This window comes from Devosia sp. Leaf64 (genome assembly GCF_001421945.1).
In the GTDB taxonomy this organism is placed as follows: Bacteria; Pseudomonadota; Alphaproteobacteria; order Rhizobiales; family Devosiaceae; genus Devosia.
Map to the genome: position 1 here is coordinate 24,880 of NZ_LMLO01000004.1, position 17,685 is coordinate 42,564.

Sequence of the window (17,685 nt, forward strand, 5' to 3'; positions counted from 1 at the left end):
TGGATTGACTTCAGACGAAGCGGAAATCGCTGGCCGACAGATCGCTCAAGCTGATGTTGATGAGGGAAATCGTTCCGCCATCGTTCAGATGCAGCCAAGAATAGCCGCCGTACTCTTCGGCATTCGCCATCAGGCTGGCGAAGTTCATGCTTCCTTGGTCCCGTATTTCGATCGTATCTATCCCTAGCTCGAAATCGCCGATCAGATCTTCACCCATTCCGGAACGGAAAACGAACGTGTCCGCGCCAGATCCACCGTAGTGCGTATCGTCTCCCGCATCGCCGGATAGCGTGTCGTCGCCGTTGCCGCCGAAGAGGGTGTCATTGCCAGATCCACCGATGACCATGTCATTTCCGTCGTAGCCTTCGACCACGTCGTTTCCGGTTCCGCCATCCAGATAATCATCACCGTAGTCGGCCATTAGGTGATCGTTGCCGGCCTCGCCGTAAAAAGTGACTGCAGGTCCACTCCAGAGATTCAGGAGATCATCGCCATCGCCGCCATAGATGGTGGCACTGACGCCTTGCAGCTGAATGCTGTCATTGTAGGCGGAACCAACGAAGATCTCGATGGAGTCAAAGGTGTCGCCGGCTGCGTCGCCAGTGTATGTGCTCGCAGCCTTCTGATAGTCGATCGATATCGCGGCCAGGGAGCTGGCGTACGAGATGGTATCGACACCTGCACCGCCGAAGTGGGCGTCCGACCCTGCCCCACCTTTGAGGATGTCGTTTCCATCGCCACCGTTCAACGTGTCATTGCCAGCACCGCCGTCGATGGTGTCGTTGCCGCCAAGACCGTTTAGGACGTTTGCCATGGAGTTTCCGGTTAGGACGTTGGCGAACTGATTGCCCGTTCCGTTGATCGACGCGTTGTCGGTGAGGATCAAGTCCTCAAGGTTCGTACCCAACGTGTAGGTGATCGAGCTTCTGACGCCATCTGTGCCTTCGTTCGCATTTTCAACGATGACGTCGCCGACAGTATCGACGGTATAGGTATCGTTCCCGATCCCACCCACCATCGTGTCATTGCCGGCAAAGCCATTGATTGTGTCGTTACCAGTGCCCCCGTTCAGGTAATCGTCGCCATAGTCGCCCCAGAGTGTGTCGTCTCCCGCTTCGCCATAGAAACTAACCGCCGGACCTGACCAGATATTAATAAGGTCGTTGCCGTTTCCGCCGTAGACCGTCGCCCCTTGTCCAATGAGATGGATGGTGTCGTCAAAGCCGGACCCAATGAAGATCTCGATCGAGTCGAAGGTATCGTTCGCTGCGTCCCCCGAATAAGTGCTCGGGTTCTGATTGCGATCAAACGCGATGGCAGCGGCAGCATCGGCATATGTCACGGTGTCCACGCCATCTCCACCGAAGAAGGCATCTCCACCTGTCCCGCCCGACAGAAGATCGTTTCCATCACCGCCATAAAGCGTGTCGTTGCCGCCGCCCCCTATGAGCGTATCGTTGCCACCATTACCTCTCAGGGTATCGTTGTCGCCGCCGCCATCGAGATAGTCGTTGCCGGCATCGCCTCGTAGCGTGTCGTTCCCGGCTTCGCCGTAGAAGGCAATTGCTTGCCCGGACAGAATTTCGATGGTGTCGTCGCCAGCACCGCCTCTGACGGTCTGCCCTACGTTCAAAAGCGTGATCTGATCGTTGAAGGCTGAACCTTTTATCTCCTCGATGCTGCTGTAGGTGTCGCCTGCGGCATCGCCGGCGTTGGAGCTCGGTGTACCTGTGTTAATCGTCACCCCAGCGGTCGACGTCTCGTAGCTGGCGATATCGTAGCCTGCTCCACCAATCAGAACGTCCGCGCCACCGCCGCCGATCAGCGTGTCATTCCCATCGCCGCCATTGAGCGTATTGGCGCCTGATGTGCCGGTGATGGTGTTGCTCAGGCCGTTGCCCGTGCCATTGAGCCCAGCCGAGCCCGTTAACGTGAGGTTTTCGACATTTGCAGAAAGGGTATAGGTGACTGACGAGAGGACCGTATCCATGCCTTCGCCCGAATTCTCGACGACGACGTCTCCGCTGTTGTCGACGACGTAGGTGTCGTTTCCGGAGCCGCCGAGCATAGTGTCGCTGCCCGTACCCCCGATCATCATGTCGTTGCCGCCGTAACCGTACATCTCGTCGTTGTCGGCTCCACCGTCGATGACATCGTCGCCGCCGGCGAGCGGGTTGCTGCCATTCATGGCGTGGATCACGTCGCTGCCAGTGCCGCCGTAGATGGTCGCACCGTTGCCAGATGTTCTCAGAACGTCGTTGCCGTCGTTTCCGTAGAGCGTCACCGCATCACCGTTGAGCGTGATGTTGTCGTTGAACGACGTGCCCTTGATCACCTCGATGCTGCTGAACGTATCGCCTGCTGCTTCGCCCGCACTCAATGTTGTGGTCGAAGTATTTAGCGTCACGCCGGCCGTCGCTGCCTCGTAGCTGACAGTGTCAATGCCATTGCCGCCATTCAGGACATCAGCACCGATTCCACCAATCAACACGTCATTGCCATCGCCGCCGCTGAGGGTGTCATTCCCGGCGCCACCATTGAGAGTGTTGGCTCCGGAATTTCCGGTGATGACGTTGTTGAGGTCGTTGCCCGATCCATTCAGCGAAGCCGAACCGGTCAAGGTGAGATTCTCGACGTTTGCCGTAAGCACGTAGCTGATCGAAGACTGGACGAGATCCGTGCCTTCAGACGCTGCCTCTGTGACGACGTCGCCCGAGTTATCGACGACATAGGTATCATTCCCTGTGCCGCCCGACAGGGTGTCGGAACCACTTCCGCCGTTCAGAGTGTCGTTACCGCCGCCACCGATCAGCGTGTTGGCGCCGGAGTTCCCGGTAAGAACGTTGTCCAGGGTGTTGCCGGTGCCGTTGATGGCCGCCGAACCAGTCAAAGTCAGGTTTTCGACGTTCGAGGCGAGTGTGTAGGTGACCGAAGACTGGACGCTGTCCGTTCCTTCGCCGGTAAGCTCGTTCACGACATCGCCAATGTTGTCGACGATGTAAAGATCGTTGCCGCCACCTCCAGACATGGTGTCGGCGCCGCCTGCGCCATTCAGCGTATTTGCCCCTGCATTGCCTATCAAAACGTTGGAGAGAGCATTGCCGGTAGCGTTGATCGAACCGGACCCGAGCAAGGTCATGTTCTCTACGTTGTCAGCGAGCGTATACGACACGGTGGTCTGCACCAGGTCGGTGCCTTCTCCCGCATTTTCGACAACCAGATCACTGACACTATCGACAACGTAGGTGTCATTTCCCATCCCACCCATCATTGCGTCGTCGCCAGTGCCCCCAATCATCATGTCGTTGCCACCGAGGCCGTACATTTCGTCGTTGCCGGATCCGCCATCGAGGACGTCGTTCCCGCCGTTGAGGACATCGGGACCATCCTTTGCGCGGATCAGGTCATTGCCGGCACCGCCATAGATCGTGTTGCCGATACCATCTGCGATCAGATTGTCGTTTCCGTCGCCACCATGAAGCGTAACACCGTCGCCGACAAAAACGATCTCATCGTCGAAAGCCGTACCCTTGAGAATTTCTATGCTTGAGAAGGTATCTCCAGCGGCGTCACCGGTGCTTGAACTCGAGGAAGCCGTTTTGATGGTCAGCCCTATGGACGAGGTTTCGTAGCTCGCTGTGTCGGTGCCGTTACCGCCGTTAAGAGAGTCTGCACCTGCACCGCCGATGAGAATATCGTTGCCATCTCCGCCGTTCAGAACATTGGCACCGCTGTTGCCAATGATCGTATTGTTTAGCTCATTGCCTCGGCCGGTTATCGCGGCCGATCCAGTCAGCGTGAGGTTCTCGACGTTGTTGCCCAACGTGTAGGTCACGGACGATTGAACAAGGTCGGTGCCCTCAGCCGAAAGTTCGGTGACTCCATCTCCGATGTTGTCGACGACGTAGGTGTCATCACCGGTGCCCCCCGACATCAGGTCTGCACCCGTCCCTCCATTGAGCGTGTCGTTCCCGCCACCTCCAATAAGCGTGTCGTCGCCTCCCCCGCCGTTCAACGTGTTTGCAGCAGAGTTGCCGATGAGGATGTTGGCCAAGGTGTTTCCGGTACCGTTTATGGCGGCGGCCCCGGTCAGGGTCATGTTCTCGACGTTGTTGGCTAAAGTATAGGTGACGGAGGAATAAACGAGGTCGATACCTTCACCCGGATCGCTGTTCTCAAGGACGACGTCGCCGACACTGTCGACGTAATAAATATCGTCATCAGCACCACCCAGCATCGTGTCATCGCCGGTCCCACCGATCATGATGTCCTTGCCGCCAAGGCCATACATCTCGTCATTGCCGGATCCGCCGTCGAGGACATCGTTGCCGCCATTTAGGGCGTTTTCACCGTCCTTTGCACGCATCAAGTCATGCCCGGCACCGCCATAGATCGTGTTTCCAAGCCCATCGGCCACGAGGTTGTCATTGCCATCACCACCGTCGACGGTGATGCCGCTCCCCACGAACAGGATATGGTCGTCGAACGCTGAGCCGCGGATGGCCTCGATGTTCGTATAAGTATCGCCGGTGGCATCTCCGGTATTCGACGATAGTGCGCCAGTGTTCACGGTCACGCCGGATGTCGACGTTTCGTAGCTGGCCGTGTCGCTGCCGGCTCCGCCATTCAAAGCATCTGCACCGGACCCGCCGATCAATACGTCGTTGCCATCGCCGCCATTCAAAGCGTCGTTGCCGGCGCCACCAGACAGCGTGTTGGCAGCGGAATTGCCGATGATGACATTGTTGAGGGTGTTACCGGTGCCGTTGATCGCTGCCGATCCCGTCAGCGTCAGATTCTCGACGTTCGAAGTGAGAGTGTAGTTGATCGAGGACTGAACGAGATCCGTTCCTTCAGACGCCAGTTCGGTCACGACGTCTCCGCCATTGTCCACCACATAGGTGTCGTTGCCGGTTCCTCCAGTAAGTTGATCCGCGCCCGCGCCACCATTTAGGGTGTCGTTGCCGCCCCCACCGATGAGGGTGTTATTCCCACTGTTACCCGTGATCACATTGTTCTGGCTGTTGCCAGTGCCGTTGATCGCAGCGGAGCCCGTGAGTGTAAGGTTCTCAAGGTTGGCGCCGAGGACATAGCTGATCGAAGACTGAACCATGTCCGTGCCTTCGGACGCGAGCTCGGTAACGACATCGCCGGCGCTATCAACGACGTAGGTATCGTTGCCGGCACCACCGGACATCGTGTCATTTCCAGCGCCACCATTCAGCGTGTTTGCGCCCGAATTTCCGATCAGGATGTTGCTTAGGTTGTTGCCGCTGCCGTTGATCGACGCAGTACCGAGAAGCGTCAGATTTTCAACATTGGCGGATAAAGCAAAACTGACGGATGTCCGGACCAAATCAGTGCCCTGCCCGATCGCCTCGAGCACTTGATCAGCAGGATCATCGACAATGTATATATCGTTACCTGCTCCCCCTTCCATGCGATCGGCGCCGCCCTGGCCGTCCAAGGTGTCGTTGCCAGCCTCTCCGAACAGTGCATCGTTTCCGGCGCCACCGATCAGCGTATCGTCTCCAGCGGTGCCAAGAAGGCGCAGCGACTGAGCGTTGGCATGAGAGATCGTCGACCAGACGAGATCGAAATCGCCCGCACCGTTGCGTTCATAAGTCTTCTTCACGACACTACCGTCGATGCGCGTGACTGCCTGCTCACGGTAGTCGACTATGCCATCATTATTGTTGTCGCGATCCAACGTCGCCACCAAACCGTCGGAACTGATGGTGTAGACGCCGCTGGCAATCGTGACGCCTCCAGTCGTGATATCGGTGATGAGACCAGTCTGCGTTCCGTCGATTCTGCTGGTCCAAACCTCCTGATGCTCGGAGAAACCATCGCCGTCATAGTCTGCAGCAACGATCGTCCTACCATCAGGGGTTGTCGTGACCGTCTTGGTGAATGGAACAGTGGCGTTGGCCAGGACAGCGGATTTCCAGGTGATCTCGTGCCCGAGGTTGGCTGAACGAGCCAAAGCACTGGTTGTTACGGTGGTCATCGTAGCACCGTTGATCTGCTGCACGGTCACCGTGTTCTCGTCGATCGTTCCATCGCCGAACACATCGAGCGTCGTCTGCTTGGTCCTGCCGTCTGCGCTCGTCACTACGAGCTCTACTTGGTCCTTTACCGGCGCGATGACGACGGAGGTGCCGCCGCTCCGGGTGCTGATGAGGAAAGATTCCGTGCGGACTTCACTCGAACCATCTGCGAACTGGTGCGAGGTCTGGACAATGCGACGATCGAACACACCATCGCCATCCACGTCCTGCTCGGTTGTCATGATACGACCGTCGAACGACGTCGTTGTCACTGTTTGTACCGTCAGGACGCCGCTGGTGTTGTAGTCCTTGACCACGGAAGTGCGGCTACCATCGACGTGAGTGGTGGTTTCCGTTGTCTGGTCGATGGTCCCTGACCCATCTGCGTCGCGGCTGATCGTAGAGATGCGCCCGTCGGCACTGACGTTCGTCGTGTTAGACTGCAGGATGAAGCCTGAACCATCGGCGTCCTTTGTCGTGACCGTCCGAGAACCATCGGCCAGCGTTTCAGTAATGGTCGTCTTGATTTTGGTGAACGAACCGACGCCGAACGGATCCTCTTTGAGTATCACGGTCCTGCCATCGGCACTTGTGCTTGTCTCGAGCCTGGACAGCAAAGCGCCGCCGAAGGTCGTATTGGTCACCGTGCTCGTTGATGAGCCATCGGCGTTTTTCACGAAGATTTTCGTCGAGACCTGATCGAAAGCTCCGACACCATCGGCATTCCAGTATGTGGTTTCAGAGAGCCCGTCCCCGGTCGTTACAACCTGATGCTGGGACTTGAGGACACCACCTTCTGAATAGCTGGTATCGCGTGTGGAAGAACCATCAGCATTAAAGGTGGTGCTCTGCGTCCGTTGCGCTCCAAATGATCCCGAACCGGTCAAATCCCAATTGGTAATTATCGACTGTCCGTTAGCGCTAGTCGTCGTGACAGCGCGATCCTTCAAAGTCGCCGTATAAATCGGGTTGGCCGAAGCGGGATCACCGCCCGTCAGGTTCGAACGCGTTGTTGTCTTGACCTGCGAACCATCGGCATTGAGAACCGTGACCTCAACGATCTCGCTCTCCGCCAAACCGTTGCCATTGGCGTCGAAGCGGGTCGTGCGCGTGAGGCCATTGCCACTCTCGGTGATGTAAGTGCCTTTCGCGCTGCCGAATTCACGACCTGCCGCCGAGGAGACTGCACCATCCATCTGCGAGGTGACGATCGTGCCATTGGCCAATTTGCGTTGCACGATGGTCTCGTCGACGACACCATTGCCATCGACGTCAGTAGTGATGCGCGTCAGCGTTCCATCGGCGCTGACCGTTGTTACCGAACGGTCATTCAGAACCCCTCCGACCTTTCGGTTCTCAACGGTCTTCGTGGTCGAACCATCGGCATTGACCAAGGTCACGTCGGACTGGGTGCGGGTCACACCATTGCCGGTTGCTTCCCAGGTTGCTGTCTTGCTGAGCCCATCGGCGCTGGTAACTAAAGTAACCTTGCCCTCAATGGCACCAGCGGCCTTATAGGTGGTCTGTAACTTCGTTCGAGAACCGTCGCTGTGAAGCGTCGTCACGTCGCTCGAACTGCGATCCACTGTGCCATTGCCGTCGAGATCGGTGCTGACAGTTGTCGAGAGACCATTGGCCGAGGTGACGGAAGTGGAGCTCGACTTTAAGGCACCCGCCAAACCATAGGTGTTCGTGGAAATGGTTTTACCACCAGCTGCCGCGACCGTACTAGTGGTCACGCTGTCATTAATCCCGTTGCCATCAAGGTCTGCAGCAGTGGTTTGCGTCAGGCCATTGCCAGTCGTCGTAACGACGACCTTTCCGACCACGGCGCCGTTGCCGGCCGTGCTTGTGGTCGTCGTCGCACGGGAACCGTCGGCATTGAGCACGGTGATTTCGGTGACTGCACCGTCCGACGCGGTATGGTTGCCTAGATATGTCGTGACGGATTTGGTCAGACCGTCGTCGCTGACCGTTTCGACAGTCTTGCCCAACTGAATCGTGCCGGTGCCATCAAGCGACGTCACCGTACGTGTTTTAGAGCCATCTGCATTATGAACGATCACTTCAGTGCTACGAGCATCCACCACGCCGTCACCATTGCGATCCGTGGAAATGTTCGTCGTCAGGCCATTGCCGCTCTTGGTGGTGGTCTCTGTCGCGATCCGGTTGGCAACAGCCGCGCCGCCGCCGCCATAGCTTGAACTGGCTGTTGTAGTTGATCCATCCCCATTGAGGGTGAGTATGCTGATAATCGTGCCGTCGGTGTCGCCATCGCCGTCGCCGTCAGTCAGTTTGGTAGTCGAAAGACCGTCAGCACTGATAGTCTGAACGGATTTGCTGAGGAGAGAGGTTCCATCCAGACCATATTGCCGAATAGTTTTAGTCGTGAGACCGGAGGTTTCGACCACTATTGTCTCGACGCTCTGGGGAAGCGCGTTCGAGCCGATGAATGAACTGATGGTGGTGGTCAACCGGTCGGCGCTCACGGTGGTGATAGTCTTGCCAACCTGCGCCTGCGACGATCCCGAATAAGCTGTTACCGTCTCGGTCACCGATCCATTCGCGTTGAGCACTTTGGTGCTTACCGCTTTGCTAAACGGCGATGTCTCTGCGTTCCGGAACTTTTCGATAGTGACGGTCAGCCCATCGGCACTCGTGGACGTCAGGATCTTCTCGATGTTGTTTGCACCTGCGCCGTCGCGCACTTGCTCGGTCACAGTCGATGAGCCATTGGCATTGATGACCTTGACCATGCTTTGCACTGCATCTGTGATGCCGTCGCCATTCAGGTCCATCAATGAGGTACGGCTCAAGCCATTGGCGCTCGTCGTTGTCTCGGTTCGCGTCACCAAGGTTGCACCGTTGGCAGATCGGACGGAGGATACCTCCACGGAATTGCCGCTCACCACCGATACTGATTGCGTCACATCGGCGTTGCCGTCGCCATCGCTGTCGATCAGCGTGTTTCGCGTCTTGCCATCCGAACTCCAAGTGGAGACTGATTTGTTAAGCAGTGCGCCGTTGCCCGCGCGAAGCTCGATTGTCTGAGTAGTAGAACCATCGCTGCCAAACGTCTTGACGTCAGAACCAGCCCTGTCGATATCGCCGTCACCGTCCAGATCTGCCTGGCTGGTTCGGCTCTGGCCATCTGCACTCAGTGTGGTCACCGTCTGCTCGCGCAAGGAAGAGTTTCCGTTGCTCGTAGTAACCGTGGTTGTTTTGCTGCCGTTATTGTTATGAACGATGGTACTTGCGATCGTCAGGTCGATATCGCCATCGCCATCGATATCGTTGCTGATCGTTTTGGCCGTGCCATCGCCTGAAGTCGCGGTTACCGTGCTGCCGACGCGGTGCGCGGCGGTCGTACCAGTACCAGAATAGGCTGTAACGCTCTCGGTTCGAGTCCCGTTGGCGGCAACTGATGTGGTTTCGATGCGACTTGCGTCGATACTCCCGTTGCCGTCCTTATCGCTTTGAACTGTCTTGCTCAGGCCATCCGGTGTGGTGACTGTAGTGACCTCGCTTCGCTCACTGCCATCGGCATGTCTGAGCTGCAAAGTGACTGTCTGCGTCCCACTGGCAGCGGTAACACGGGTCTCCACGCGATCGAAGATCGTATTTGAGCCGGTCGAATCGGTGCTGACTGTGACGGACTTTTGATCGGCACTGATCGTCGTGACCTCACGGCGCACCAGGATGGTGCCCGATCCGTCGAAATCACGCACGGTCTCCGATGTCGAGCCGTTAGCATTGATGACCTTAACGATCGTTCTCACTCGATCAGTAACGCCGTCGCCGTTGTTGTCGAAGGCTAACGTTCGCGAAAGCCCATCGGCACTGGTTGTGAGAGTGGTCTTATTCGAGAGATTGCCCGCTGTATCTCGCGCCTCGGTCTTAAGCGTCCTGCTCCCATTGCTGTTCGTGACAAGAACTTCCGTGACGACATAACCATTGGCATCATAAGTGAGCGTCACGTCTGCAAGCGTACCGGTAGAGTTGTCCGTCCGGACAAAGCTCGCCGTACCCTTTATCGTTGAGCCGTCTGCCAGCACCACTTCCTGATTGTTGGTCCTGAGACCGAGCTCTTTAATGCCGAGTTCGGTCAAGGTTCGAAGCGTCTGCGTGCCGTCGCTATTGGTCACCAGGACTTTGAACAGGGACCAATCTGCGTCGGCCGCGCTCAGTTTGCCATCGTGATTGGTATCGAAAATATTGCGGAGAGCTTCGATATCGCTTCGTGCAGTCGTGTCCCACTTGGTGAAGTCGATCTCATTAGCGAGATTTATGATGCCATCGTTGCCATGGTCACGGACAAGTACCCCGTCCCCCGCGCCGGCCCAAGCGGTACGATGCTTGAGGCCATCGCCGACCGTGTCGAGGAAGGTGTTTGATGAGCCGATTGGCGCAATCTCTATGCCATCGCCGTCGAGATCGAGGAGGATTGGCCTGCCCGCGCCGGTTCCGATAACGCCGTCGCCGTCAAGATCTTCCCCCTGCCACGGCGGAGCACCATCGTCCGTGAGAGAGCCGTTCCAATCTATGTTACCCAGATCGTCGTCATCCCAATCGATACCATCAGGATTAAACTCACCGTTTGGACCTACAGTGCCCCATGTATTGGAATCTATGTCATATCTACGGGTGCCGTTCCCGCTCGTGCGTCCGGTGTCGACATTGGTTACTGAACCATCAGAATTGACGATATTTGTATATCCGTTCCCTACGCCGAAAACCGTACCAACAGTAGCTGTTGCGCCAGATGCCAATTGTACCGAGGGGCCACGTCCGGTCACCTGCCATCGAGCGAAAGCAACGTCGTTGCCCATCTCGTACTGTTCGGCAGGAGATATGGATCGCTTCAGTACGTTTTCCGCGTGCTGAACGTTGTAATACATCTGTGGATATTGCGTCGGCTCAGAAGTCGCTCCAGAGGTCTCACTGGTCAATGAGCCATCAGGATTGACCGTATACTCCAAGCCGTTCTGGGCTACGTAAGTCTGGCCAACATTCAAGTCGAGACCGGTTGGCGTGAAAACCGACTGGTTGTGCACTCTAATGCCTTCAGCAACGTACGTATTATAGCGCTGCACCTCGAAGTTGTACGTTTTCCAACCACGCTTCAAAAACGAATCGAGCGCCAATGAGCCGCTATTTACCTGCTCGTACCTTTCACTCTGCTCAAACATACTCGCTGTAGATTCCGAATGTGTAACAACCCGACCCTCAACGAACTCAGCTTGACCAAGAGCATTTATAATAAAACCGTCAGTCTCTAATATGCTTTTTATAGTGCGAAAATTTCCAAACTTATCTAAGAAGTGATGCCCCGGAGTAACAACAATTCCGTTTGAAAGAACAATAAATTCTTCCGTAATATCACTGAAGGTATTTGAGACCAATCCGGCTACTAGGACATCGCTCCCATTCATTGCGGACTGATCGAAAGAAGACACCCAGTCCCCAACAACTATGTCTTCAATATTTTTATTACTACCATCCGCAAGAAGTATTTTTGTTCCGGAAGGAAAACATTGCGGGTTTATAGGATCCATTCGCGGAACAGGATCTATTGAGATTAGACCCAGATCATATTTTGTACTGCCGTTTAATCCTTGATATACCGTACCCGTGCCTCCTAACGCCTTAAATAACGGATAAAGGAAACTGAGAGGGAAAAAAGGAGGAAATTCTTGCTCATCAGCTGGCACTACACTGACGCCAATTTCACCCCAAGTTAAATCTGAGTTCCACTTTGGACCTGTTGTTACGCTAATTCTTGTTGATCCAACTCCTCCGACGTAGAAGCTTTGCTCCCTCATTGTATCCGTAATAGGGTCGTAAAATCTAACCGTTGCATTCGAAGGAGGTGTCCAGTTAAGCGCATTAAATGATTTCGATATTTCAAATGTAATCTTGACTGGGTTTGAAGAATACCAAGGTATCGTCGCTTCACTACCATCATTAGGAATAAAAGTACCACTGCCCGGCCGATCAACTACACCAGCAGACTGGCCACTTCCGTTAACGTTGCTTGCCATCGAACACCCTCTATCGATATCTATTGGTTAATAGTTTAATATATTACAGTAGTATACAATTGTAACAATTATAGAAACCAAGAACACAACAATTGCCAGCCGCTTCATTCCCGTTTTTTCAAGTAATTCTATTAATATTACAATGAAGTAGTCCATTTTCTCAGTTCTTAAGGCGGTCCCCCGGAGGTCATTTGAGGATCACAGCGACTCCAAAATGGAATCTGCTAGCGCTACTTGAAGTTGTGACAACATTCGCTCACGTACAAACCAAAATATCCCAATAATGTTGTCTTCTGGTCCGTATTTTAGAAATTAATCCCATTGACATAACAGTGCATAAATGGCTTCATGCGAAATTTATGAAGACGAGAATGTCTCGCCGCCACTTGTGTCTCGGCCATCAACAGAGTTCTTTAACGTGCAGCGGCAGTAGAGCTTGCTTGGGCCAAAGCCGAAAGGTATCCCAGAACACGGCAGTCAAGTCGGTTACCACGCTTGATAGACTTGGTTGACCATTTGAGCCGAGTGGTTACGGTTGCATATTACCCAAACTCCAAGTTGATCACTTGAGTGTGGCTTGCCTCAGTCAGACTGGTCGGCAGAATATTGTCAACAGAAGGCCCGTGGGGACAAGTTACCGAGAACGCATCCTTCCTAGGTCACAGTTGTTCCACAATCTTAACAGATCGCCGACCAGCTTGCAGAGGGTAAGGATTTTTAGTAAATCAGGGACTTTTTGTTGTGACTTCTTACATCCCCCGCCCATCTTATTGTCAGAAGAAGATCATGCGTCGGTTTATTCTATTTGTCGGTTTGGCAGTCACGCTCGCGATTCCAGGATATGCCGAGCAGCTGAAACTTAATGTCGCTCACGCACATCAATTGCTCGACCCCGTTACTTCCACTCCAGCGGTGAGCGTTCAGCTTACTCAAGAAAGCGCTGAAGATTTCGCGATATTCACCGGAGCAAACGTGCAGAAAAGAATAGACGTTGCTGTTGACGGCGAGGTGATGCTCTCGCCGTTTATACAAACCCCGCTTACCGGTGGTCGCATGCAATTAAGCGGCTTTGAAACCGCAGAGCAGGCCGCCGCATTCGCGAAAAACTTGCGCCTCGGCGACGTGGATCTCACTGTCTCTACAGACGAATAACACGTGAGATAAAGCTGCACCTTTTTGATGGTGCTAACTTAGGCACAAGCAGCGCCCGCAGCTGATAGAAGTCGAAGGAGACGTCGGCCCGAAAGTGTTGAATGGCGGGGCTTACGACCGTTTCAGTGAAAGCCAGCCTTAGCGCAAGCGGTGTTATCCGTATCGCAGTGTAGCCCCCCGATCATCAAACAGAGACCATTTACGGCTATCTTCGCATGGCGGCACTGCTCAGCTGGCAGCGATTTAAAGAAGGCAAGGTCTTCCTCAATACTAGGCGATTGTTATCCTGCGGCAGATCGGGCTTACTCCTAAAAAGCATACGGCTCTCTAGCTGCGCGGCATTTACGACGGCCGAAGTCGTCCTGCACTCCAATATCTGTTATTGCTCTGATCATCGGAAGATCGAGGTTCCCGAACGCTGACGTCCGGTGTCTCGAAGTAGCTAAAGAGCTGGCAGGCCAACGGCACCGCCTGAAGCTCGGCCCTCCTTAGCAACCCACGATTCGGCATTTCTGCGCCCAACGATTTCGTTAGTCTGAGAAAACGCACTTACGAGTCCCTTCACTTCAAATTACCATTCGTAATCAGTGCGCCAGAACGACGTCATGAGTCTTTTTTCAGCCGGTGCTCTGCAAGCGACCATTACGCCGCAAGACTGACGGGATCGCGGTCTGAACAGAAGGTTTGCCTTCGTGGCCTACCGCACAGTCGACGACTTCTCAGCGAACCACTGCTCTGGCGACTGCGTCTTGACCTCAAACTGGTCCTGCGTTCGCGTATAGCTATGCCCACCAAGGCGGCCGACTGCATCCATGGCTTGCTGATCGATGTGAAGGTTGTTGGTATCCACCGCACTGCTGCGGACATAGAGACCAACCACCTCCCCCAGAATGATCTCGCGTGCCTTTCCGACTTCCAAAGTCATGTAGCGCCGGCATTCGAGAGCCGCGGGAGCCGCCAAAATGCGCGGGCTGCCAACGGCATACCCCGGCACCGTCTCCAGTCCGGCTTCAGCGAGTTCATCGACCTCCGGACCAAATTTGATGGCGCAAATCTCCATCTGATCTACCAGCGCCTGGTCTACGATGTGCACGGTGAACTCGCCCGTCTCGCGGATATTGCGCGCCGTGTCCTTGAAGCGCATGTCGGCATAGTTCTCGACCCCAACCGCGATGATGGCGGGGTCGTGAGTGAGGACGTTGAGGAAGCTGAAGGGACCGGCATTGGCTCGTCCATCCCGCCCTAGCGTTGTGATAAGCGCGATCGGGCGCGGGATGACGGTGCCGATAAGCAGCTTGTAGCGCTCGCGCTCATTGAGGGCGCCAAAGTCGAAATGGGTATGCTCCATCACACAGCGACCCGGTGCGTTTCGAGCGGGGTGTGGCGGCTGAGGTTTTCGAAGCCGTCTTTGGTGACAAGATAACAGTCCCCGATATTGCATCCGGCCGATTGGGCTTCGAGCCATTGGGTGTGGAGCACAAAAACCATGCCCTCTTCGAGCCGGTCGAAGTTGTGCGAGGACACATTAAAACTGTTTTGCGCACCCGCCATGCCCACGGAGTGGCCGAGGTTTGGATTATGCGGCCCATGCGTAGCCGGATAAACGTGCATGAGCTTGCGGCCCTGCGCTTCCCAGTCGGCATCGGGAACATATTGGCGCGGCACGAGCCGGGCACCACCATCGTCAGCGGGGCTCCAATTGTAGGGCATGGTCCGCGCATGCGGCGAAGTCAGCAAGCCGTGCTCGATATAGGATGAGAAGGCGGCATTGTTGACCTCGCTGATGAGGGCACCGGGCTTGATCAGTTTTTCAGCACGCTTGACGCCGAGGGTGCAGGCCGCGAGGACTTTTTCCTGGCGCTCGGTGATGTCCCCAACGGCAATCATACGCGCAGTCTGGGCGGTATAGCCGCGATAGGTGACGTTGGAGATGTAAAGATTGATGATATCGCCAGGCCGGACGACGTGTCCATAAGGCTTGCCGCAATGGGTCCCGTATTCGTTGATGCCGATCTGATATCCGTCGCCGGTTTCCCCGCCCCGCGCGAGCTGGGCAAACGTGAAGGCGGCGTAGATTTCGGCATCGGTCACGCCCAGGCGCGTAACGTGATAAGCGGCCTGCGTTCCTATGGAAATGAGTTGAGCCGCAGCCCGAAACATCTCGACCTCGCGGGGACTGCGAATTTTCTGCATGCGATCGATGATGGCATTGTCCCGGACAAATTTGGCCTTGGGCATGGCTTCATCGAGATCGGACCAGAAGTCGCGAGAGGTGCGATCGCCGAGGAGCCCGATCTGGCTTTTGGATAGACCGAGCTTATCCAGCAGATGTGCCGTCGCTTCGGCCGTGAGCGTGGTGGATGAACCGGGACGATCGGCATATTCCCGGCCGATGGCACCCACCTGCCAGATGTCTTCGACGAGAACCGGCTCGCCCCCTGGCGGCAGAATGACGGACTGGGTGAAGAACGAGACGAGGGTCAGCGGTTTATCGCTGTCGGTTGGAATGATGAGGACGCCTTCGCGCATCCAGTCGCGGACATAGCGAAGATAGGCATTGGAGGTGTGGAACCAGCCGACCATGTCGGTGTGGATCACCAAGGCATCGTGGCCAGCAATGACCGCCTCGCGGCGGATGCGGCGGAGGCGATCTTCGTATTCGGCTTCCGGAAGCGGCGGGGGAGCGACGAAGTCGAAATTCGGCTCGAAATCGGCAAGCAGGTTCTCAATCCGGCGCAGGGCGCCAGGCGAATGCATGTTCATCTGTGTGGTCCTTGTTGGTGGCGCGCGGCGCCTTGACTTGGTTTAGGTACGGGCCAACGCCTTCCGGCCGAGGATGAGGCCGATGAGAACGAGGCCGATCAAAATCCCGGACATGGCGGCTACCCGAACATCGAGCCCCTCTTCGATGAGGGCAAACATGCGCAGCGGCAGCACGGTAGTCTGGGGGTCGGCGAGGAAGAGCGAGATCGACACATTGTCGAGCGACTGGATGAAGACGAGGAACGCGCCCGCAAGAATGCCCGGCAACATCAGCGGCAGGGTCACCTTGAAAAGAGTTCGCACCCAACTGGCCCCCATGACGGTCGAGGCTTCTCCAAGGCTCGGATCGAGGCTTTGCGCCAGCACTGCCGCCGAGCGGTACATCAGCGGACCGAAGACGACGACATGGCCTGCAATGGTCAACCAGAAGGACGGCCTGATGCCGAGGAAACCGGCAACGATCAGTGCTGCCAGGCCATAAACGAGGCTGGGCAAAACAAGTGGCAGGAGCAAAAGTGGCTCGACGGCACCGGCAGTGCGCCGCTTGACGCGACTGACGCCAATGGCGGCGGGGACGGCAAAGAGCAACGCGCCAAGAACAGCCGCAGCGGCGATCTTGAGCGAGTTGAAGGCGGCGATGTGTTCGGTCGAGGAGCGAGCCGGATCGAGCAAGGCTTCGTACCAGCGCAACGAGAAGCCTTCCGGCGGAAAGCGCAGGGTTTGGCCGCCCGTAAAACTCATGGCGATGGCAATCACGATCGGCGCCGCCATGAAGGCAACGCAAAGCGTACCGAAGCCAAAAACAAAGATTTTGTAGAAGGCGGCAGGCAACAGGGTTTGGCGTCTGTCAGCCATGGTTGGCGAGCCTCCTGTGGCGGGAAAGGAAGGTAATGGCCAGAAGCACGGCGCCGGAGGTCAGCAACAGAACAACAGCGATGGCGGCGGCGAGCGGCCAATCGAACAGGGTGCCGACCTCGCGGTAGATCAGCTGCGGCATATAGACATTGCGGGCCCCGCCGATGACGGCCTGGGTGACGAAGGAGGCGCTGGTGCTGGCAAAGACCAAAACCCAGCCGGCAAGCAGGGCCGGCAGCATCAGTGGAATAAGAACGGTTATGAGAATGCGCCATGGGCCTGCGCCCGAAACTTCCGCGGCCTCGCCCAGACTTGTCGGCAAGCGCGAGAGCATGGCAATGAGCGGCAAGACCACGAGAGGCAAGTCGATCTGCGTCATGGCGAGGACCAGGCCCAATTCGGTGAACATGAGACTGATCGGGCCGTCGGTGAAACCGAAGGCAAGAAGCGTTTCGCTGATTGGCCCTTGGCGACCGAGGATCACGATCCAGGCGAAGGTCCGCACGACATTGCTGGTGAGCATGGGGATGAGCGTCAGGAAAATAATCACCTGACGAACACGCGGTCCGCTATGCCAGTAGAGCAAGGCGATGGGTATACCGAGCAGCGTCACGCCCAACACGGTCTGGATGCCGAGACGGAACGTGTTGACCAGCACCCGGAAGTTGAAAGGGTCGCCGAGAAAACGGGCATAGTTGTCGAGGGTAAATCCTGTCTCCCCGACAAAGCTGTAACCGACGAGCATGGCGAGCGGCGCCGCGAAGAACAGCACCGACAGGGTGAGCATCGGGGTCAGGAAGGGAACGCCGCTCGCACGCATGGGA

General features: G+C 56.1%; 6 protein-coding genes. 1 reads left to right on the forward strand and 5 read right to left on the reverse strand.

What is annotated here, in order from left to right; all coding sequences use genetic code 11:
* Window positions 1–10 precede the first annotated feature (10 nt).
* A complete protein-coding gene (locus tag ASE94_RS20805) occupies window positions 11–11,605 on the reverse strand; it encodes a hypothetical protein (RefSeq protein WP_162236029.1) in 11,595 nt (3,864 codons plus the stop codon).
* A 1,272-nt stretch (window positions 11,606–12,877) separates the two neighbouring features.
* On the opposite strand from ASE94_RS20805, the gene ASE94_RS02125 reads away from it, so the two are divergent.
* A complete protein-coding gene (locus ASE94_RS02125) occupies window positions 12,878–13,243 on the forward strand; it encodes a hypothetical protein (RefSeq protein ID WP_062629019.1) in 366 nt (121 codons plus the stop codon).
* Between the two features lie 697 nt (window positions 13,244–13,940).
* On the opposite strand, the gene ASE94_RS02130 is transcribed toward ASE94_RS02125, so the two are convergent.
* Genes ASE94_RS02130 through ASE94_RS02145 form a run of 4 tightly spaced genes read right to left on the reverse strand, consistent with a single transcriptional unit; the run spans window position 13,941 to window position 17,681 of the window.
* Complete coding sequence (locus ASE94_RS02130; RefSeq protein ID WP_062629020.1) at window positions 13,941–14,591, reverse strand: flavin reductase family protein; 651 nt, start codon at window positions 14,589–14,591, stop codon at window positions 13,941–13,943.
* A complete protein-coding gene (locus ASE94_RS02135; protein ID WP_062629021.1) occupies window positions 14,591–16,006 on the reverse strand; it encodes a Xaa-Pro peptidase family protein in 1,416 nt (471 codons plus the stop codon). The genes ASE94_RS02130 and ASE94_RS02135 overlap by 1 nt, the downstream gene beginning before the upstream one ends.
* A gap of 42 nt (window positions 16,007–16,048) precedes the next feature.
* Window positions 16,049–16,861 (reverse strand): ABC transporter permease, encoded by an 813-nt coding sequence (locus tag ASE94_RS02140; RefSeq protein ID WP_062629022.1) that lies wholly within the window; start codon window positions 16,859–16,861, stop codon window positions 16,049–16,051.
* The gene (locus ASE94_RS02145) at window positions 16,854–17,681 is read right to left on the reverse strand and encodes an ABC transporter permease (RefSeq protein ID WP_062629023.1); all 828 of its coding nucleotides are present in this window, start codon (window positions 17,679–17,681) and stop codon (window positions 16,854–16,856) included. The genes ASE94_RS02140 and ASE94_RS02145 overlap by 8 nt, the downstream gene beginning before the upstream one ends.
* Window positions 17,682–17,685 lie beyond the last annotated feature (4 nt).